The 19,138-nt window shown below is 67.7% G+C and carries 17 protein-coding genes; 8 read left to right on the forward strand and 9 right to left on the reverse strand.

Features of this window, described 5'->3' with window-relative positions; all coding sequences use genetic code 11:
- Positions 1-109 precede the first annotated feature (109 nt).
- Positions 110-1,078 carry a DUF368 domain-containing protein gene (locus ABY42_RS07440; protein WP_004976937.1) on the forward strand — a complete coding sequence of 323 codons (969 nt, stop codon included), beginning with the start codon at positions 110-112 and terminating at the stop codon, positions 1,076-1,078.
- A 102-nt stretch (positions 1,079-1,180) separates the two neighbouring features.
- Here the strand turns inward: ABY42_RS07440 and ABY42_RS19340 are convergent, their stop codons facing one another.
- Both ABY42_RS19340 and ABY42_RS07445 read right to left on the reverse strand, forming a co-directional pair.
- Entirely contained in the window at positions 1,181-1,336 is a 156-nt protein-coding gene (locus tag ABY42_RS19340; RefSeq protein WP_115804853.1) for a rubrerythrin-like domain-containing protein, read from the reverse strand.
- Between the two features lie 172 nt (positions 1,337-1,508).
- Positions 1,509-2,063, reverse strand: a complete 555-nt coding sequence (locus tag ABY42_RS07445; protein ID WP_004976936.1) for a class I SAM-dependent methyltransferase — start codon at positions 2,061-2,063, stop codon at positions 1,509-1,511.
- 188 nt (positions 2,064-2,251) lie between these two features.
- Here ABY42_RS07445 and ABY42_RS07450 point away from each other — a divergent pair, with 188 nt between their 5' ends.
- The gene (locus ABY42_RS07450) at positions 2,252-2,440 is read left to right on the forward strand and encodes an HEWD family protein (RefSeq protein ID WP_049905201.1); all 189 of its coding nucleotides are present in this window, start codon (positions 2,252-2,254) and stop codon (positions 2,438-2,440) included.
- A 36-nt stretch (positions 2,441-2,476) separates the two neighbouring features.
- Here the strand turns inward: ABY42_RS07450 and ABY42_RS07455 are convergent, their stop codons facing one another.
- Both ABY42_RS07455 and ABY42_RS07460 read right to left on the reverse strand, forming a co-directional pair.
- Positions 2,477-3,157, reverse strand: a complete 681-nt coding sequence (locus ABY42_RS07455; protein WP_004976934.1) for a phosphoglycolate phosphatase — start codon at positions 3,155-3,157, stop codon at positions 2,477-2,479.
- Between the two features lie 127 nt (positions 3,158-3,284).
- Positions 3,285-4,487 (reverse strand): Cdc6/Cdc18 family protein, encoded by a 1,203-nt coding sequence (locus tag ABY42_RS07460; RefSeq protein WP_004976933.1) that lies wholly within the window; start codon positions 4,485-4,487, stop codon positions 3,285-3,287.
- Positions 4,488-4,842: 355 nt separating this feature from the next.
- Between ABY42_RS07460 and glpA the strand changes: the two genes are divergently transcribed.
- The 6 genes from glpA to ptsH1 all read left to right on the forward strand — a co-directional run bounded on the left by glpA (position 4,843) and on the right by ptsH1 (position 12,534).
- Positions 4,843-6,627: an anaerobic glycerol-3-phosphate dehydrogenase subunit GlpA gene (glpA, locus tag ABY42_RS07465; protein WP_004976931.1), complete on the forward strand. Its 1,785-nt coding sequence runs from the start codon at positions 4,843-4,845 to the stop codon at positions 6,625-6,627.
- Positions 6,614-7,882 carry a glycerol-3-phosphate dehydrogenase subunit GlpB gene (glpB, locus tag ABY42_RS07470; RefSeq protein ID WP_050459909.1) on the forward strand — a complete coding sequence of 423 codons (1,269 nt, stop codon included), beginning with the start codon at positions 6,614-6,616 and terminating at the stop codon, positions 7,880-7,882. The genes glpA and glpB overlap by 14 nt, the downstream gene beginning before the upstream one ends.
- Entirely contained in the window at positions 7,879-9,189 is a 1,311-nt protein-coding gene (locus tag ABY42_RS07475; protein ID WP_004976926.1) for an anaerobic glycerol-3-phosphate dehydrogenase subunit C, read from the forward strand. The genes glpB and ABY42_RS07475 overlap by 4 nt, the downstream gene beginning before the upstream one ends.
- Positions 9,190-9,552: 363 nt before the next feature.
- Positions 9,553-11,085 carry a glycerol kinase GlpK gene (gene glpK, locus ABY42_RS07480; RefSeq protein WP_050459082.1) on the forward strand — a complete coding sequence of 511 codons (1,533 nt, stop codon included), beginning with the start codon at positions 9,553-9,555 and terminating at the stop codon, positions 11,083-11,085.
- A 3-nt stretch (positions 11,086-11,088) separates the two neighbouring features.
- Positions 11,089-12,159: a hypothetical protein gene (locus tag ABY42_RS07485; RefSeq protein ID WP_050459083.1), complete on the forward strand. Its 1,071-nt coding sequence runs from the start codon at positions 11,089-11,091 to the stop codon at positions 12,157-12,159.
- A 99-nt stretch (positions 12,160-12,258) separates the two neighbouring features.
- Positions 12,259-12,534 (forward strand): phosphocarrier protein HPr, encoded by a 276-nt coding sequence (gene ptsH1, locus ABY42_RS07490; protein ID WP_004976923.1) that lies wholly within the window; start codon positions 12,259-12,261, stop codon positions 12,532-12,534.
- Between the two features lie 88 nt (positions 12,535-12,622).
- On the opposite strand, the gene dhaM is transcribed toward ptsH1, so the two are convergent.
- The 5 genes from dhaM to ABY42_RS07515 all read right to left on the reverse strand — a co-directional run bounded on the left by dhaM (position 12,623) and on the right by ABY42_RS07515 (position 19,138).
- Positions 12,623-13,009, reverse strand: coding sequence for a dihydroxyacetone kinase phosphoryl donor subunit DhaM (gene dhaM / locus ABY42_RS07495; RefSeq protein WP_004976921.1), 387 nt, complete (start codon positions 13,007-13,009; stop codon positions 12,623-12,625).
- Positions 13,006-13,704 (reverse strand): dihydroxyacetone kinase subunit DhaL, encoded by a 699-nt coding sequence (dhaL, locus tag ABY42_RS07500; RefSeq protein WP_004976919.1) that lies wholly within the window; start codon positions 13,702-13,704, stop codon positions 13,006-13,008. Before dhaL ends, dhaM begins: the two co-directional genes overlap by 4 nt.
- Positions 13,705-13,818: 114 nt before the next feature.
- Positions 13,819-14,817 (reverse strand): dihydroxyacetone kinase subunit DhaK, encoded by a 999-nt coding sequence (gene dhaK / locus ABY42_RS07505; RefSeq protein ID WP_004976917.1) that lies wholly within the window; start codon positions 14,815-14,817, stop codon positions 13,819-13,821.
- Between the two features lie 171 nt (positions 14,818-14,988).
- Positions 14,989-18,120, reverse strand: a complete 3,132-nt coding sequence (gene ileS / locus ABY42_RS07510) for an isoleucine--tRNA ligase (RefSeq protein ID WP_050459084.1) — start codon at positions 18,118-18,120, stop codon at positions 14,989-14,991.
- Positions 18,121-18,535: 415 nt separating this feature from the next.
- On the reverse strand, positions 18,536-19,138 hold the full coding sequence (locus ABY42_RS07515) for a hypothetical protein (RefSeq protein WP_050459085.1): 603 nt from the start codon (positions 19,136-19,138) through the stop codon (positions 18,536-18,538).

A 19,138-nucleotide genomic window follows, 5' to 3' on the forward strand; every position in this document is an offset into this window, starting at 1 on the left:
CCGGGCAGTCGCCCGGTTTCAGACCGCCGTTTCGACGCGTTCCTCTTCTCGCCGCCGACCGACAGAGCGGTGGACTGATATCCTTCCCGAGAGAGCATCCGACAACGAAATGTCGAGGAACTCAGACGGGGCGACATCCCGTTTCTCGTGGCTTCTCATCTACCTGAAGGGCGTCTGTATGGGTGCCGCCGACGCCGTTCCGGGCGTCTCGGGCGGCACCATCGCGCTCATCACGGGCATCTACGAACGGCTCATCAGCGCGGTGACGGCCATCACGCCCGGCCGCATCAAGCGCGCTCTCGGCGTCGTCGTCCCGGGACGCCGGGCCGACGCAATCGCGGCGATGCGCGAGGTCGATGTCGGCTTCCTGCTCGCGCTCGGCGCGGGTATCGCCACCGCCATCGTGACCGTGATGCGCGTGCTACACATCGCGCTCAACGACGCACCGGTCCCCACCTACGGCTTCTTCTTCGGGCTCATCGCCGCGTCGGCGGTCGTCCTGTACGCGCAGGTCTCGCTCGACGGCCCGCGACAAATCGCGGCCGCCGTCGCCGGGTTCGTCCTCGCCTTCGTCGCCTCCGGCGGGAGCGGCGGCGCGTTCGGGCACTCGCTCCCGGCGATTGCGGTCGCCGGCGGCATCGCCGTCAGCGCCATGATTCTCCCCGGCGTCTCGGGGTCGCTTCTCCTGTTGATTCTCGGCCAGTACGAGTACATGAACGCGGCGCTCAACACGTTCATCGACCGCCTCATCGACATCGCCGGCGGCGCGTCGCTGTCGGTCATCGTCGAACCGGGAACGGTCGTCATCACGTTCATGCTCGGGGCGGTCGTCGGCCTGTTCAGCATCGCGCACGTCGTCCGCTGGGCGCTCGAACACCACCGCCGGGCGACGCTGGCGTTCCTCGTGAGTCTCATCGTCGGGGCGCTCCGCGCTCCCGTCGTCGAGAGCACCAACGCGCTCGTCGACGCGGGTCGGTCGTGGTCGACCGAGCTCTACGCCGCGTTCGCCGTGGCCGCGGTCGTCGGCGCGGCGGTTGTCCTACTCGTCGACCGGTACACGGGAATCATCGAATCCTGAGCGGGCCGTCGTGGCGGGCGGCCACGGCGACCCGGTGAGAAGGAAGTCGGCCGTCTGTTCGGACTCGATGCGCTCACGGACTCGCGCGGGCGGCGGCGAATCTCACTCGCGGGCGACGGCGATGTTACGAACCGACCCGCCGCAGTCGGGGCATTCCGACAGGTGAGACGCACTGACCGTTCGCGTGCGACAGGAACGACACTCGTAGTACCCCTCTGTCGGGTGATAGTCGTCGATGACTGAGTTATGTAATGCCATGACACCAAGTACCACAGTTTTCGTGGTAAGCGTTGTCCTGATATTCACCAAATTACTCTAGCATGTTAATATTCAACACCGAATTGGTGTGTGAGTGGAAACTACATCAACCACACAGACTCACACATTCCAATTCCTGTGAGGGATTTTCGCTTCCGCCCTGTCGGTCGCGTCAGCGCCGGGCGACGCAGACGAAGGTCTCGCGTCTCGTTTCTCCGTGAGCGACGGTGAAGCCGACCGATTCGAGCGCGTCGACGGCATCGCCGAGACCGAAGCGCTCGTCGAGCGGCGGCCCGTCCTCGCCCGAACCGGATGTGGACCAATCGACCACGACCACGGTGCCGCCGGGGCGGACGACGCGGGCGAGTTCGGCGAGCGCGTCGTCGGTGGCGAACTCGTGGTAGGTCATCGTCGAGAACGCGGCGTCGAGGTGGTCGTCGTCGAACGGGAGGGACGCCACGTCGGCCGTGACGAACTCGACGTTGTCGGGCGCACCCTTCTCGCGGTAGTAGTCGTGCATGACCTCCTGTACGTCCACGGCGTAGAGCGTGCCGACGTGAGGCGCGACCTCGTCGGTGAAAAAGCCGGTGCCGCTGCCGAGGTCGGCGACGACCCGGTCGGGAGCGACGCCGAGGTGCGAGAGCAGTTCCTCTCGGGAGACGAATCGGAACCGCGCGGGGTCGTCGAGTTTCGCCGCCCTGTCGGCGTCGAAGGTGTGAAAGCCCATGCGAACCACTCCGCGCCCCGACCCGTAAGTCCCATCGGTTCCGGAAGACGCGTGTTCGACTCGTACACAACCGCCCCCGGTTAGTTCGCTCCGGCGGCGAGGAGTCGGACAGTCGGGACGGTCGGCCGTGCGACCGCGAAACTGCCGACGGCGATGGGCTTTTTTGCCCGGCAGTCAGTCTCACACGTATGGAACCCCAACTTCGACGACCGACGCGACGCGTCTGCGAGCGCTGCGGTCGGGTGGAACGCTGGGACGACGACGCCGCGACGTGGGTCGTCGCCGAAGAGGACGGCGAAAAACGGGTCGGAAGCCCCTACTGCATCCACGAGTGGGACATCAACGGCCGCTTCGCTCCCTTCGAAGAGCCGGCCTGAGACGCCGACGAACTGCGCGCGGTCGGCGGCTACGCGCTACGCCGCGTCTTCTTCCCGGAGCGATTCGAGCACCGAGAGCGTGCCGTCCATGTACGACTGTTCGAGCACCGTGTCGGCGGCTTCCTTGGCCACGTCGTCCGCGTTGGCGACGGCGAACGACCGACCGGCGACGCGGAACGTCGAGGCGTCGTTGACGCTGTCGCCGACGGCGACGAACTCCGCCGGGTCGTAGCCCATCGTCTCGCAGACGCGTTCGAGGCCGACGCCCTTCTCCACGCCCGGGGTCTTGATGTGGTACGCGTAGCCGGTGTCGATGACTTCGAGGTCGAACTCGTCGGCGACCTCCCGGAGGAGCGCCTCGTCGGCGTCGAGACGGGCGATTATCTCGGTCTCGCGCCAGCGGTTCGCGGTGTCTGCGGCGTCCCATCCGAGGTCGCCGCCGCGCGCGACGAACTCGTCGGCGGCGGCCTGCGCGGCCTCGCGGTCGCCGGTGAACGTCACCTCGCCGTCGGCGAGGACGACCCCGCCGTTCTCCGCGATGACGGTCTGCGGGAGGCCGAGGTAGTGACACAGCGAGACCGGGTAGGGAAACGCCTTGCCGGTGGCGAGGATGACGGGCGCGTCCCACGTCGGGAGCACCTCGAACGCGCGCGAGTCGAGGCGGCCCTGCGCGTCGGTGAGCGTCCCGTCGATGTCGAGTACGAGCGGCGGAACCATACCCGGAGTTGGGAGACGGGGGAAAAAGATTCAGCGGTCGGGGAGAAGCGCGCCGCAGGACGGCCCGGGCGGGTCGTCGCTCTCGCGGGTGGCGCAGGTCTCGTTCTCGCAGGTCGCCCCCCGCGGCTCAGCGTTCGGCGTCGTCCAGTCCGCGGAACGCCAGCGTCGAGAAGTTCGGGATGGGCCGCGTCGCCGGCCGACCCGGCCCGTCGGTGGAGTCGCAGTCCGAGACGCGGCGGACGATGCCGAGGTCCGAAAGCTCGTAGAGGACGCGCCGGATGGTCGCGGGCGACAGCGACACCCGCGGGGACGCGGCGATGTTCTCGGTCGCCGCCGAGACGGAGGCCGTCGCCTCGTCGTCGAGCGCGACGAACGCCCGGAGGACGCGCCGGCGGCTCTCGGGGAGCGCGAACACGCGGCCGAGCGAACAGCCGTCGTCGGGGACGGCGTCGATGCCGGCGCAGACGTACTCGGTGTCGAGGGCGTCCGCGCCGTCGGCGGCGGCGAGCGTCGCCGCCCCGTAGAGCGCCGAGAGCGCGTCGTGGGCGTCGCCGTCGGCCCACTCGGCCACCTCGCGCGTCGCCTCGTGCGGGAGCGCGTTGCGGGTGACGCCGTCCGAGGCGCGCGCGACGAGGATGTCCACGAGGCTGTGGCGCTCGTAGGCCGGCACCGCGATGGACGCCGCGTCGGTGGCGTCGGTCGCCCCGTCCCCGTCGTCGCGCTCGCTCGCGTCGCTTCGAGGGTCGCGGCCGACCGTGAGCACCGAGACGTGTGGCGATACCGACGAGAGCGTCTCCACCGCCGTCGCCGCGGGGTAGGTCTCAGGCTCGCCGACGTGGTCGACGGCGACGACCGCGTGTTCGTCGTGGGCGACACGGTCTGTGAGCCGCTCGCGGAGCGCCTCGACGCCGACGCCCTGCGACGGCACCGGCTCCTCGCAGAGCGCGTCGAGCGCCGCGTGGAGGAGCGCGAACTCGGTCGAGGCGTCGCGGGAGTCGACGTAGGCGAAGGAGGTCGTCGGCGTGGCGGCGGTGCGCGTGGCGGTGTGGATGACCGACCGCTGGGAGGGGAGCGCGCTGGAGAGGTGCTCGAAGAGCGTCGCGACGACCGCCGACTTCCCGGCTCCCTTCGGCCCGTGGACGTGGGCGTCGGACGGCAGGTCGCCGTCGAACACCGGGTCGAGGTGGTCGAGGATGCGTTCGAGCGTCGGCCCGCGGCCGGTCGGCTCCTCGGGGTGGGCCGTCGGGTCGAGCGCGTTCAGGTCCCGGACGAGCCGACGTCTCGTCCCGCCGCGGCGGCGTCGCCTGGTGATTCTGTCTTCGAGGCGCATGGCGTGGAAAGTCCGTGGCAGACGGTATCCGGCGCACGCGTAAAAATCGACCACTACCGACATCATCCCTGAGAAGTGAGAACATGAAACACGGAAATCGGCCGTCCGGGGCGCTTCAAAGCCAGTTGAGAGGTTCGTTGCCGGCGGAGATTCCATACCGGACGTAACTAATAAGAACAATAATTTTGAATTATTGCCGTCGTTTCGAATAGGCGTAGAAACGCCGAGCTACGGTATTCTACGGCCAGTACGATGGCAATCCGGCCGCCGAAGTGGTCCGTTCCGTGAGACGAACGGGACGCGAGACGAGTGAAGGTAAAATAAAGTGCCGTCGGTCCTACCTCACGAAAGACAGATGAAAAAATCGCCGAGCGTCCTCGTCATTGGCGGGGGGTCGACCGGCACGGGCATCGCGCGCGACCTCGCGATGCGCGGGCTGGACGTGACCCTCGTCGAGAAGGGGAATCTCACACACGGGACGACGGGGCGGATGCACGGACTCCTCCACAGCGGGGGCCGGTACGCGGTGTCGGACCAGCCGTCCGCCAAGGAGTGTATCGAGGAAAACCGGGTCCTGCGGCGAATCGCCGGCCACTGCGTCGAGATGACGGGAGGGCTGTTCGTCCAGCGCCCCGAGGACTCCGACGAGTACTTCGAGAAGAAGTTAGAGGGCTGTCGCGAGTGCGGCATCCCCGCCGAGGTGCTGTCAGCCGAGGAGGCGCGAGAGATAGAACCGTACCTCGCGAAGGACATCAAGCGCGCCATCAAGGTGCCGGACGGCGCGGTCGACCCGTTCCGCCTCTGCGTGGCGAACGCCGCGAGCGCCGTCGAACACGGCGCGCGCATCGAGACGCACTCGGAGGTCACGGACGTGCTCGTCGAGGACGGCGAGGTCGTCGGCGTCGAGGTCACCCACCAGACCGGCACCGGGCCCTACGTCCACGGCGAACCCGGAGAAGTCGAGGAAATCCGCGCCGACTACGTCGTCAACGCGACGGGCGCGTGGGCCGGCCAAATCGGTGACCTCGCCGGCGTCGACGTGGAAGTCCGCCCGTCGAAGGGCGTCATGACCATCATGAACACCCGGCAGGTCGACACGGTCGTCAACCGCTGTCGGCCGAAGGGCGACGCCGACATCATCGTCCCGCACGAGACGACGTGCATCCTCGGGACGACCGACGAGGAGGTCGAGGACCCGGAGGACTACCCCGAGGAGGGCTGGGAGGTCGACCTGATGATAGAGACGCTGTCGGAGCTCGTGCCCATGCTGGCCGAGGCGCGGACGATTCGCTCCTTCTGGGGCGTCCGTCCGCTGTACGAACCGCCGGGCACCGGCACGGAGGACCCGACGGACATCACCCGCGAGTTCTTCCTGCTCGACCACGACGACCGCGACGACCTGCCGGGCATGACGAGCATCGTCGGCGGCAAACTCACGACCTACCGGATGATGGCCGAGCAGATTTCGGACCACGTCTGCGAGAAGCTCGACGTGGAGGCCGAGTGCCGCACCGCCGACGTGCCGCTGCCGGGCAGCGAGGACTTCACCGTCCTCCGCGACTACATGGACGACTTCGGCCTGCGGTCGCCCATCGGCCGCCGGTCGGCCCAGCGACTCGGCTCGCGCGCCGACGAGGTGCTCAACAGCGTCGACCCCAACCCGGTCGTCTGCGAGTGCGAGGCCGTCACCCGCGCCGAGATTCAGGACTCTCTCGACACCGCGGGTACGGAACTCAACTCCGTGCGCATCCAGACGCGCGCCTCGATGGGCAACTGTCAGGGCGCGATTTGCTGTCACCGGATGGCGAACGAACTCGCCCCCGAGTACGACGAGGAGACCATTCGCGCGTCCCTCGACGACCTCTACCAGGAGCGCTGGAAGGGCGAGCGCCACGCCATGTGGGGCACGCAGCTCTCACAGACCGCGCTGAAGCACATGCTCCACGCGGCGACGATGAACCGCGACGAGGACCCCGCGGCGGCCGACGCCGACATCGACTTCGCCGCCTTTGACGACGGCGGTGCCTCGGAGGGCGACGCCTCGGGCGTCGCGTCCGGCGGGGCGGTCGCGGACGGCGGCCGCGAGCGAACCGACCGCGCGGACGACGACGCGCTCGGAGGTGCCGATGGCGATAACTGACGACGTGCTCGTCATCGGCGGCGGCATCGCCGCCTGCACGGCCGCGCTCTCGGCCGCGGAGACGGGCGCTCGCGTGCGCCTGCTCGCCCACAAGAAGAGCACGCTCCGGCAGGCCAGCGGCCTCGTCGACGTGCTCGGCTACGCCGGCGGCGACGGTCCCCTCTCGGACCCCTACGCCGGCCTCGACGCGCTCCCGGAGGGACACCCCTACCACGTCGTCGGCGAGGACGGCGTCCGAGCCGGCCTCCGCATCTTCGACGAGGCGGTCGGCGACGCCTACCGCGGCGGCCACACCGACTCGAACGCGCTCGTGATGACTCACGGCGGCGCGGTGAAGCCGACCGCCCGGTACCCCGAGTCGGTCGCGCCCGGTCTCGCCAGCACCTCCGGCGACATGCTTCTGGTCGGCTTCGCGGGCCTCACGGACTTCGACGCGCCCGTCGCGGCCGACCACCTGACGGCCGCCGGCGCGCCGTTTTCGCCCCGCGGCGTCACCGTCGAGTTCCCCAAGCGGTTCCGCGCCGACGCGAAGGTGACGCGGTTCGCCAAGGCGCTCGACCGCGACGAGGACGTCGACGGCGGCACGGTTCGCTCGGCTCTCGCCGACACGGTCGCCGAGGAACTGGACGGCGAGTCGCGCGTCGGCTTCCCGGCGATGCTCGGCGACGACCACGACGAGGAGGTCCGCGCGGAGCTTTCGGACCGCCTCGGCGTCCCCGTCTTCGAGGTGCCGACCGGCCCGCCGAGCCTGCTCGGGCTCAAGCTCGAAGACATGCTGTTCGACGCGCTCGACGAGGCGGGCGTCCGAATCTCGGCGGGCAACCCGGCGGTCGACTTCGAGGCCGAAGACGGCCGCGTCGAGACGGTCGTCGTCGACCAGAAGAGCCGACCGACGCCCTACTCGGCCGACCAGGTCGTTCTCGCGACGGGCGGCCTCGTCGGCAAGGGCCTCGACTCCGACCGAGAATCGGTCACTGAGCCCGTCTTCGGCTGTCACGTCCCGCACCCCGAGGACCGCTACGACTGGTCCGAACCCGAGGCGTTCGGCGACCACGCGTTCGCGCGCTTCGGCGTCGTCCCCGACGACGGACTCCGACCGACCGGCGAAGACGGCGAACCGCACTTCGAGAACCTGCGCGCCGCGGGCGGCGTCGTCGGCGGTGCCGACGTGGCGCGCGAGAAATCCGCGAGCGGCGTCTCCTTGGCGACGGGTGCCGTCGCCGGCCGACTCGCGGGCGAGGAGGCAACCAGATGAGTGACGCAGAATCCCCAGGCAACCCGACGCTGACTCCCGACGCACAGACAGACGACTTCGAGGCCGTCGAGGTGTTCCCCGACAGCACCGACATGGACCTCCGACCGGGCGCGGACAACTGCTACAAGTGCACCGCCTGCGACGTGTCCTGCCCGGTCGCGGAAGTCGACGACGAGTTCCCCGGGCCGAAGTTCCAGGGCCCGGAGCAGTGGCGGCTCAAGCGCAAGGAAGACGAGGCCGTCGACGACTCCATCATGTCGTGTTCGAACTGCATGCGCTGTGACGACGCCTGTCCCTCGGGCGTCCCGCTCAGCCAGATGCACAACACGGCCCGCGGCGAGTACGTCGACGAGGAGATGGACAAGCTCTCGCGGGAGTACATCCGCAACCGCATCCTCGCCAACTACGGCACGCTCGCCCAGTTGGGCAGCATGTTCCCCCGGCTGGCGAACGCCGTCATGGGCAACTCGGTCGTCCAGCGGATAAACGAGAAGGTGCTCGGCATCACGGCCGAGCGCGACTTCCCCGAGTTCGCCACCCAGACGTTCCGCGAGTGGTGGAACGAACGCGGCGGCCCGCAGGTCCGCTCCGAGGAGAAGCGCGTCGCCTACTTCCACGGCTGTTACTCCAACTACAACACGCCCGAGGTGGGCAAGGCGATGGTCCGCCTCTTCGAGTCGTTCGGCTACGAGGTCGTCGTCCCCAAACAGCGCTGTTCGGGGACGCCGATGTTCGCGAACGGCATGCTCGACGACGCAAAGCGCGCCGCCGGCATCAACGTCGAGAACTTCGCGGGGCTCATCCCCGAGGGCTACGACATCATCGCGTCGTGTACCTCCTGTTCGATGTCGCTCCGCCAGGAGTACCCCGAACTGTTCGACATCGACGGCATCGAGGACCTCTCGGCGCACACCTACGAGGCGCTCGAGTACCTGCGCATCCACGAGGACCTCGAAAGTGAGGTTCGAGAAGCGTCCGTCGAGGACCAGTCGTTCGCGTACCACGCGCCGTGTCACGGCCGCAATCAGGGGCTCGACCGGCAGGCGGTCGAGCTGTTCCGCCAGCTCGACGGCGTCGACATCGAGGACGTGGGCGACTCCTGTTCCGGCATCTCCGGCACCTACGGCTGGAAGGAAGAGAAGTACGACAAGTCGATGCAGATCGGCGCGGACATGTTCGACCACATGGAGCACGCCCAGGGGGACGTCGGCATGACCGAATGTCCCACCTGTTCGATGCAGATGGAGCACGGAACGGGCTACGACATCAAACACCCGCTCCAGCTCCTCGAAGAGGCGCTGGTCTGACACGCGCGCACGGCTGACGAACGACTTCGTTCGAGCGCCGGACCACTCGAACGCCGTCGCGCTCGGCGCGCGCGACGATTCGACGGCGACTTTCCGGTGATTGTTGCTCATTAATCGCCGGATTTGTCCGTCGTTCGACCGAATCGTCTGTTTTGTCCGCCCGATTCTGTCCTCGATTAAAACGGGTGAAATAGTGCCCGTGTGAAATAGTAGACGCCGTATTCTGGCGTTTCAGTCCCTATAGAGTGATTTTGCTCTCCACAATATGCGAGGCAGTAGTAAAGAAACATTTATCATATAATTTGTACACGTTTGTAGTGGTAGGACTCTCACACCGAGAGTTCGTATCGAGGTTGGTTAGAAATGTCAGGAGAAACTTACGTCGGTGCCATCGACCAGGGTACCACAGGCACGCGGTTCATGGTGTTCGACCACGACGGCAAGGTGGTCGCCAACGCCTACGAGAAGCACGAACAGATCTACCCAGAGCCCGGTTGGGTCGAACACGACGCGAACGAGATTTGGGACAACACGAAGAAGGTCATCGACGAGGCGCTCGGAAGCGCCGGACTCGACGCCGAGCAGTTGGAAGCCATCGGTATCACGAACCAGCGCGAGACGACGCTCATCTGGGACCGTGAGACCGGACAGCCGATTCACAACGCCATCGTCTGGCAGGACCGTCGAACGACCGACCGCATCGAGACGCTCGAGGCGGACGGCAAGACCGACGACGTGCGCGCGAAGACGGGTCTCGAACCCGACGCGTACTTCTCCGCGACGAAAGCCGAGTGGCTGCTGGACAACTCCGACCCCATCAAGCTCCAGCGCTCCCGACCCGAGGATATCCGAGACCGCGCCGCCGACGGCGAACTCGCCTTCGGGACCATCGACACGTGGCTCATCTACAATCTGACGGGGAACCACATCACGGACGTGACGAACGCGTCGCGGACCATGCTGTTCAACATCCACGACATGGAGTGGGACGACGAACTCCTCGACGAGTTCAACGTCCCCCGCGAACTCCTCCCCGAGGTCCGCCCGTCGTCCGACGACGACCACTACGGCGAGACCGACGCGGACGGCTTCCTCGGCGCGGAAGTCCCCGTCGCCGGCGCGCTCGGCGACCAGCAGGCCGCGCTGTTCGGCCAGACCTGTTTCGACGCCGGCGACGCGAAGAACACCTACGGCACCGGCTCGTTCATGCTGATGAACACCGGCGACGAGGCCGTCATGTCCGAACACGGCCTCCTCACCACCGTCGGCTTCCAGCGCTCCGGTGAACCGGTCCAGTACGCCCTCGAAGGCTCCATCTTCATCACCGGCGCGGCGATCGAGTGGCTCGAAGACATGACGCTCATCGACAACGCCGCCGAGTCCGAGAAGCTCGCTCGGTCGGTCGAGTCCACCGACGGCGTCTACTTCGTCCCCGCGTTCACGGGCCTCGGCGCTCCCCACTGGGACCAGCGCGCCCGCGGCACCATCGTCGGTATGACCCGCGGCACCCGCCGCGAGCACATCGTCCGCGCGACGCTCGAGTCCATCGCGTTCCAGACGCGCGACGTGGCCGAGGCGATGGAGTCCGACAGCGACATCGACCTCTCCAGCCTCCGCGTCGACGGCGGCGCGGTCAAGAACAACTTCCTCTGCCAGCTCCAGTCGAACATCCTCGACACGGAGATCGTCCGCCCGCAGGTCGACGAGACGACCGCGCTGGGCGCGGCCTACGCCGCCGGCCTCGCCGTCGGCTACTGGGAGACGCTCGACGAACTCCGCGAGAACTGGCAGGTCGACCGCGAGTTCGCCCCGAAAGACCCACAGAACGTCGAAGCGCGCTACGGCCGCTGGAAAGAGGCCGTCGACCGCTCGCTCGACTGGGCACGGGAGGAGTAACTCGTGTTCGAAGCATTCGCACTCCAGATTCCGGTCATCGGCGTCAGCGCCGAGCGGTTCGTCGTCCTCCTGCTCGCGGCGTTCGCGGGCGGGATGTTCGGCGCGGCCATCGGCGCACTGCCGTCGTTCATCTTCACCGGCTTCGTCGTGCTGCTCGGCGAGACGGCTGGCATCGTCATCCGACAGTTCGAAGGAGCCGACCTCATCACCGCCGGCGAACTCGGCACGGGTATCACCGGCAGCATCGGGTTCGGCCCGTTCGTCGGCCCGCACATCGCCTTCGCCGGCGGCGTCGCCGCCAGCGCCTACGCGGGCAAGCGGTACGCGGACATGAACCCCAGCGAGGGCGGCTACCACTTCGGTAAGGACATCACGTACGCGTTCGGCACGCAGCCCGACATCCTCGCAGTCGGCGGCCTCTTCGGCGTCCTCGGGCTCCTCATCTCCCGCGTCGCCGGCGGTATCGGCCTCCCGCTCGACAGCGTCGCGCTGTCCGTCATGACGACGGCGTTCATCGCGCGTATCGCCTTCGGCTACCCGCTCATCGGCTCGCCCGCCGGTAGCGGCCTCCTCGACATGTCGCCGTTCGAGAAGGGAACGATGCGCGGCGACGGGAGCGGCCGGCCCGCGACCGAACCGTGGCTTCCCCACCAGTACAAGTGGGTCAACATCGTCGTCATCGGTCTCGGAGCCGGTATCCTCGGCGGCTGGACGTGGCTCATCACGGAGAGCTTCTTCCTCGCCTACGGTATCTCCGCGGCCAGCCTGCTGTTCTTGAACCTCGGCGTCGAGAAGATTCCCGTCACCCACCACATCACCCTCGGTGGGTCGGCGTTCGGAGCCGTCGCCGCGCCGATGGTCGGCGGGAGCGAACCGCTCATCATCGTCGCCGCCGCGGTCGGTGGTCTCATCGGCGCGCTGCTCGGCGAAGTCACCCAGCGTGTCGCGTACGCCCACTCCGGGACCCACGTGGACCCGCCGGCGATGTCGATTACCATCTACTCGCTGCTCATCGGCGTGCTGTTCCTGCTCGGGGCTATCCCCAACTCGGCGTACCTCGGACTCGGGCCCTAACAGCCCGGACGCCTCCGGCCCCGCACACGTCGTTCGCGATTTTTCTTCGCCGCGTTCCGCAACCGGTAGCGATAACGCTCCCCGGTCGATACCGAACGTATGGAACGCATCGTCGCTGTCGTCCCGAAAGACGGCCTCCACGCTCGTCCCGCCTCGCAGTTCGTCGAGACCGCGAACTCCTTCGACGCCGACGTGCAACTCGGCCGCGCCGACGAGGACGACCTCGTCCCCGCCGCCAGCATGCTCGCCGTCACCGGCCTCGGCGTCGGACACGGCGAGGAGATTCGCCTCGTCGCGGAGGGCGACGACGCGGAAGCGGCGCTCGACGCCCTCGAAGCAGTGCTCTCGACGCCCGAAGCCGGCGACGAAGAATAGGAAACCCCGGTCCGGGTCCGCCGCGCCCCGCGGCGGTGTCTCTTCTCGGCACGCGTCGGCGACTGCGGCCGGGTCGCCAGCCGGTCGCTCAGTTCAGCTTTCGGTAGTCGCGGGCGTCCTCGGCGCGCTCGACGACCGAGTCGAGCGTCGCCTTCTTGCTCGTCGTCTCGACGGCCGCGTTGAGCGTCCCCTCCAGAATCGGTGCGTCGGCGATGACCGCCTCGGAATCCGTCGCCATCTCGATGGCGAGTTCCGCGTTCATCACGGCGCTTCCGAGGTCCACGAGGACGACGACGCCGTCGCCGTCGTCGGCCTCCTCGATGCCCTCGCGGATGCGGTCCGGCGAGGTTCCGATGCCGTCCTCGTCGCCGCCGGCGGGAACGATGCGGGCGTTGCCGCCGCCCATCTGCGCGGCGACCTCGGCGATTCCCTCGGCGGCCTTCGCGCTGTGCGAGACGACGACGAGGCCAATCATTCCGCTCTCCCGACAGCGTCTTCGGCCCGAGCGTCGCGGTCGACCTCGCCGTCGAGGTACTCCTCGGCCGTCTCCAGTAGCTCTTCGAGGATGAACAGCGTACTCGTCGCGCCGGGGTCCTGATGGCCGACCGAGCGCCAGTCGAGGAACGACGCGCGGCCCTTCAGCGCCTTGATGGGGACCGTGAAGGCGACGCCGCGCTCGGCCGCGTCGACGGCTTTAGCGAGGGCTTCGAGCGGCGGGAGGTCGTCCTGCTCGATGGACTTCTTGTAGGTGTGGACGGCGGGGACGAGCGCGTCGACCATCGTCTTCGCGCCGACCTGCGCGCCGCCGCGGTCCTTGACCTTGTCGAGGTACGCCTCGGCGAACGCCACCGACGTCTCGGCGGTGATGCCGCCTTCGAGTTCCTGACTGGCGAACATGATAGAGCCGCCGTAGAGGGGACCGGAGGCCCCGCCGACGTTCGAGATGAGCGTCGTCCCGACGTTCTTGACGACCTCGTTCGGCTCCATCTCGGCGAACTCCTCGCGCTTGTCGGCGGCCTTGCCGAAGCCGCGCTCCATGTTCGCGCCGTGGTCGGCGTCGCCGATGGCGGAGTCGAGGTCCGTGAGGTACTCCTTCTCCTCGGCGAGGCGCTCGGCGACGTTGTCGAGCGCGTCCAGCACCGCTTCGCGTTGTGTCTCTGCGTCAGCCATGGCTGTCCTTCGTCGGCCTGTCGTTAATCCCTTGTCCCGCGGGACTGTTCTGCCGCGAAAAATCGGTGGACGCGTCGGGAGTCGCCCCCGAACGTGCTCGGCGAGCGTCGCCGCTTACTCGGTGACGGTCAGGCCGGGCGTCTCCGCGGGCGCGCCGAGCAGTTCCTTCAGCTCGTCGTCGACGCGGAGTACGGAGACCGAACAACCCATCATGTCGAGCGAGGTCATGTAGTCGCCGACCCACGCGTCCCACGTCTCGATGCCGCGGTCGTCGAGGATGGACTGGAGCTTGCGGTTGACGATGTACAGCTCCGACAGCGGCGTGCCGCCCATGCCGTTGACCATCGTCACGACCTCCTCGCCCTCGTCGAGTTCGAGGTCGTCGAGGACGTTCTCGGTCAGGTGTTCGGTTATCTCGTCGGCGCTCATGATGTCGGCGCGCTCGGTGCCCGGCTCGCCGTGGATGCCGATGCCGAGTTCGATTTCGTCCTCGCCGAGGTCGAACGTCGGTTCGCCCTTCTCCGGCGTGACACAGGAGGTGAGCGCCATCCCCATCGTGCGCACGTTGTCGACGACCTTCTCGGCGACGGCTGTGACCGCTTCGAGGTCGCCGCCCGCGGCGGCCTTCGCGCCCGCGCACTTGTGGACGAAGATGGTGCCCGCGACGCCGCGACGACCGGACGTGTACAGCGAGTCCTCGACGGCCACGTCGTCGTTGACGACGACCTGCTCGACCTCGACGCCCTCCATGGCGGCCATCTCGGCCGCGGTGTCGAAGTTCATCACGTCCCCCTCGTAGTTCTTGACGACGCAGAGGACGCCCTCGCCCGCGTCCGTGGCCTGAATCATCTCGTTCAACTGGTCGGCCGTCGGCGAGGTGAACACCTCACCCGCCGCCGCGCCGTCGAGCATCCCCTCGCCGAGATAGCCCGCGTGCGTCGGCTCGTGGCCCGACCCGCCGCCGGAGACGACCGCGACCTTCCCATCGACCGGCGCGTCGCCGCGGACGAGGACGTTCGTGCCGTCGAGCCGGCGGAGTTCGGGGTGCGCCGCCACCATCCCGTCGAGCATCTCGTCTACGACCGCTCCGGGTTCGTTGATGAGTTTCTTCATGACTCACAGTCCATCACGGTCGATGAGGCCAAAAGTGTTGGTCAGCCGGAAGTCAAAGCCGGCGTCGTCTGCGAAAATCGAGGCACGTCACCCGCTATTTTGCGGGAGGTGGGCGCGGCGACCGAGTGACGGCCGACCGCCGCCAGCGACCGGGGACCGCGCGGGGCCGCCTCAGTCGAGCTGCGTGACCGCGATGGTCACGGACACGTCCTCGACGTCCCACGTCTCGACCGTCTCGCCGTCGGCGCTTCCGAGGTCGAGTTCGCGGGCGCGGACCTCCTCGGCGATGAGGTCGCGGTTCTCCTCGACGAAGCCGGCGACGCGGTCGTCGTCGACCGCGAGCGACACGTCGATTTCGGCCTCGACGTCGAGGTCGAGCTGTTTGCGCATCTCCTGGATGCGGCGGATGACGTCGCGGGCGTAACCCTCGGACTCGATGTCGTCGGTGAGTTCGGTGTCGACGTAGACCGTGCCGCCCTCGAAGTCGGCTCCGGTGACGTGTTCCGGGGGTTCGGCGCGGTACGAGACCATCTCGTCTGTGAGGTCGTACGTCTCGCCGTCGACCTCGACGCCCGACTCGACTTCGGCGCGCGAGAGGCCCTCGACGGCCTCCATGATTTTCTGGGCGTCAGCGCCGAACTCCGGCCCGATGACGCTCATCTGCGGCTCCGCGGTCTCGACGAGCTCGTCGAAGCCCTCGACGACCTGCACGTCGCGGGTGTTCACGCGCTCCGCGAGGAGGTCCGAGAGGGCTTCGACCGCGTCGGCGACCTCGGCGTCCTCGGACTCGACGACGATGCGCGAGACGGGCCAGCGGAGCTTGCGACCGCCGAGCTGGCGGGCGTGCGCCGCGGCCTCCTCCACGTCGCGGAGGACGGCCATGTTGGCTTCGAGTTCCTCGTCGCGGCGCTCCTCGTCGGCCTCGGGGTACGACAGCATGTGGACGGTCGTCTCCGAGCCGTCGAGCCGCTGGTACATCCGTTCGGCCATGTAGGGCGCGTAGGGCGCGATGAGCCGGATGGACTCCGAGAGCACCGTCGAGAGCGTGGCGTACGCGCCGAGCTTCGACGCCGAGTCCTCCTCGTCCCACATGCGCTCGCGGATGGCCTTCACGTAGAAGCGCGAGACGTCCTGCGTGATGAAGTCCAGAAGCGTGTTGAGCGCGGTGGAGACCTCGTAGTCGTCCCACGCGTCCGCCATCTCGGCTTCGACGGTCTGGAGCCGCGAGAGCACCCACTCGTCGACGACGGTGAGTTCGCCCTCCGAGAGGTCGGCCTCGGCGGGGTCGTAGCCGTCGAGGTCCATGTACGGAAGCGGGAACCGGAAGACGTTCCAGAAGATGTTGAGCGTCGACTGGGTGTCGGCGAGGCCGTCCCACTCGAACGAGAGGTCCACGCCCTGCTGGTCGTGGCTGAGGAGATAGGCGCGAAGCGGGTCGCGGCCGGCGCGGTCGATGGCCTCCTCGGGCGTCACGATGTTGCCGACGGACTTCGACATCTTGCGGCCATCCTTGTCGTTGGCGAAGCCGTGCATGATGACCTCCTTGTACGGCGACTCGCCGGTCGCGGCGGTTCCCATGCCGAGTTGCGACCAGAACCACCCGCGGGTCTGGTCGTGCGCCTCGATGATGAGGTCGGCGGGCCACAGCTCGTCGTAGGCCTCGGTCTCGCCGGGGAAGTCGAGCGTTCCCCACGTGGCGACCGAGGAGTCTATCCACACGTCGAACACGTCGGGGACGCGCTCGTAGGTCACGCCATCCTCGGTGATGGTGATGGGGTCGACCGAGGGCCGGTGGAGGTCCACCGTCTCGGGGTCGACGTCCTGGTCGGCGCGCTCTGCGAGTTCCTCGCGGGTGCCGACGACAATCATCTCCTGTGCGCCCTCGGCGTCGGCGTCCTGCGGGACCCAGATGGGAAGCGGGATGCCCCAGTAGCGCTGTCGGGAGACGTTCCAGTCGGGCGCGTCGCTCACGAAGTCGCGGAAGCGGTTGTCGCGGGCCCACTGCGGGTGCCACTCGGACTCCTCGATGTTGTCGAGAAGCTGTTCTTTCACGTCCGTGACCGTGATGAACCACTGGTCGGTGGCGAGGAAGATGATGTCCGTGTCACAGCGCCAACAGTGGCCGTAGCGGTGGTCGTGCTCGCCGGCGTGGAGCAGGTGGCCGAGCTCGTCGAGGTCCTCGATGACTTCGGGGTTGGCGTCGCGGACGAAGGTGCCCGCGTAGTCGCCGCCCTGCTCCGTGAACTCGCCTTTGTCGTCGACGGGGACGAACACGTCCAAGCCGAGTTCCTGCCCGCGGGCGAAGTCCTCCTGCCCGTGACCGGGCGCGGAGTGGACGAGTCCGGTTCGGTCGGCCTCGACGTAGTCGGCGGTGTACACCTGTCCCGCGCCCTCGAAGTCGGCGTACTCGGCGACCACGCCGTCGAGCGGGTGGTCGTACTCCCAGCCGACCATCTCCTCGCCCGTGACCTCCGAGAGGACCTCGTAGTCCTCGTAGCGGCCCTTCTTCAGGACCTCCTCGACGCAGGGTTCGGCGAGGTAGAGCACCTCGCTCTCGCCGTCCTTCTCGGCGCGGACTTCCTGGTACGTCATCTCGCCGTCGACGGCGACGAACGTGTTGGCGGGGATGGTCCACGGCGTCGTCGTCCAGATGACGAGGTTGCCCTCGCGGCCCTTCAGCGGGAACTTGACGTAGATAGAGGGCGAGGTGATTTCGTCGTACTCGACCTCGTTTGCCGCGATGGCGGTCTGACAGCGCGGGCAGTAGTTGACGCTGCGCTTGCCCTGTTCGACCAGCCCGTTCTCGGCGACCTTCGAGAAGGCCCACCACGCGGACTCCATGTACTCGGGCGAGAGCGTCTGATAGGGGTTGTCCCAGTCCATCCACGCGCCGATGGACTGGAAGTCCTCGTCCATCGCCTCGCGGTTGCGGACGGCGAACTCCTTGCACTTCTGGATGAACTGCTCCATGCCGAACTCCTCGATGTCGCGCTTCGAGGTGAAGCCGAGTTCCTCTTCGACTTTGACCTCGATGGGGAGGCCGTGCATGTCGTAGCCGGGGCGGTCCGTGACCTGATGTCCCGTCATGCGCTTGTGCCGAATGACGGCGTCCTTCAGCGTCTTGTTCCACGCCGTGCCGAGGTGCATCTGGCCGGACGTGTACGGCGGGCCGTCGACGAAGAAGAACGACGGGTCGTCGGCGTGTGCCTCCTTCGTCGCCTCGTACGCGTCGTTCTCGTCCCAGTACTCGCCGACGACGGACTCCACGTCCGACGGCGTGTACTGGTCTGCGATGTCTTCCATACCCCGTCCTTCTCGCGGATATATATCAAAACGGCGGGTCTGGTCCGCGTCGGTCGGGCGTTCCGGCGGGTCCGACTCAGACACGGGAGACCCTCCGCTGTCGGCGGTCTGTTGGTCGCTGTCGATACGCCTGTCGGGTGTGGTGCGTGTGTCGCTCCATGGGAGTTCCGGTGTGTCACACCGGAAGGGACTGCAGTCGCTCGGAGGTCGATACGGACGGTAGTCGAGGATGAGGTGTGTGCGAGGCTACTGCCCCGCAATAATGAGCGACGGAGCGACGACCGACGGTCGGGACTGGCCGACCGCGGGTGAGCGAGAGAGGCTCCGGTGTCGTCGCATGCTATCCGAACGAAGTCTCGGAAGCGGCATAACGCTTACTCCGGCGACGACACCGACATCGACGCCGTCATCGACGCTATCGGTCCGACCATCGACCGACGCGGTGGGTCGCGATGACCGACTCGACCGCCGACCCGTGCGTGGTCCCGGACTCGTCGTCGCGCTCGAACATCCGGAGCGTGGCGTTCGTCGGCGCGGCACCCCTCGCCACGTCGAACTTCGAGAGGTGAGTGCAGACGAGCGTGTCCGCGTCGAACGGTTCGAGGTCTGACGGCGGCGACCGCCGAATCGGGAGGTCGGCGTCGCGCCAGCCGGTCCACGACGGGGACCCCGCGGCGTTGTAGAACGCGGCGTCCTCGCGGGGCATTCGGACCTCGAACAGCAGGACGAACGAGTCGCCTTCGGCCCACAGCAGGTCGTTCGAGTACTGCCCCTGCATCGCGCGGTCGGTGAACACGTCCGTCTGGTCGTCCGGCGGGTCGGCGAACAGCCACCCGCGGAAGTCGGCGTCGTCGGGGAACGACCCGTTTACGTACTGCTCGTCTGCCGGGTGGAGTTTCGAGTGGCCGGTGTCGGCGCGGATTCGACCGCTCGCGGTCCGTCGGGCGTCGGCGAGACAGCCCGAGAGGCCCGCCAGCGAGAGCGCGGCAGCGCTCGAAAGGAGGGCTCGGCGGTGCAT

The organism is Haloferax gibbonsii, from assembly GCF_001190965.1.
Classification (GTDB): Archaea; Halobacteriota; Halobacteria; order Halobacteriales; family Haloferacaceae; genus Haloferax; species Haloferax gibbonsii.

Coding starts and splice junctions, on each gene's coding strand:
- ABY42_RS07440 (WP_004976937.1), top strand. CDS start 110: ATGTCGAGGAACTCAGACGGGGCGACATCCCGTTTCTCGTGGCTTCTC.
- ABY42_RS19340 (WP_115804853.1), bottom strand. CDS start 1,336: ATGGCATTACATAACTCAGTCATCGACGACTATCACCCGACAGAGGGG.
- ABY42_RS07445 (WP_004976936.1), bottom strand. CDS start 2,063: ATGGGCTTTCACACCTTCGACGCCGACAGGGCGGCGAAACTCGACGAC.
- ABY42_RS07450 (WP_049905201.1), top strand. CDS start 2,252: ATGGAACCCCAACTTCGACGACCGACGCGACGCGTCTGCGAGCGCTGC.
- ABY42_RS07455 (WP_004976934.1), bottom strand. CDS start 3,157: ATGGTTCCGCCGCTCGTACTCGACATCGACGGGACGCTCACCGACGCG.
- ABY42_RS07460 (WP_004976933.1), bottom strand. CDS start 4,487: ATGCGCCTCGAAGACAGAATCACCAGGCGACGCCGCCGCGGCGGGACG.
- glpA (WP_004976931.1), top strand. CDS start 4,843: ATGAAAAAATCGCCGAGCGTCCTCGTCATTGGCGGGGGGTCGACCGGC.
- glpB (WP_050459909.1), top strand. CDS start 6,614: ATGGCGATAACTGACGACGTGCTCGTCATCGGCGGCGGCATCGCCGCC.
- ABY42_RS07475 (WP_004976926.1), top strand. CDS start 7,879: ATGAGTGACGCAGAATCCCCAGGCAACCCGACGCTGACTCCCGACGCA.
- glpK (WP_050459082.1), top strand. CDS start 9,553: ATGTCAGGAGAAACTTACGTCGGTGCCATCGACCAGGGTACCACAGGC.
- ptsH1 (WP_004976923.1), top strand. CDS start 12,259: ATGGAACGCATCGTCGCTGTCGTCCCGAAAGACGGCCTCCACGCTCGT.
- dhaM (WP_004976921.1), bottom strand. CDS start 13,009: ATGATTGGCCTCGTCGTCGTCTCGCACAGCGCGAAGGCCGCCGAGGGA.
- dhaL (WP_004976919.1), bottom strand. CDS start 13,704: ATGGCTGACGCAGAGACACAACGCGAAGCGGTGCTGGACGCGCTCGAC.
- dhaK (WP_004976917.1), bottom strand. CDS start 14,817: ATGAAGAAACTCATCAACGAACCCGGAGCGGTCGTAGACGAGATGCTC.
- ileS (WP_050459084.1), bottom strand. CDS start 18,120: ATGGAAGACATCGCAGACCAGTACACGCCGTCGGACGTGGAGTCCGTC.
- ABY42_RS07515 (WP_050459085.1), bottom strand. CDS start 19,138: ATGCACCGCCGAGCCCTCCTTTCGAGCGCTGCCGCGCTCTCGCTGGCG.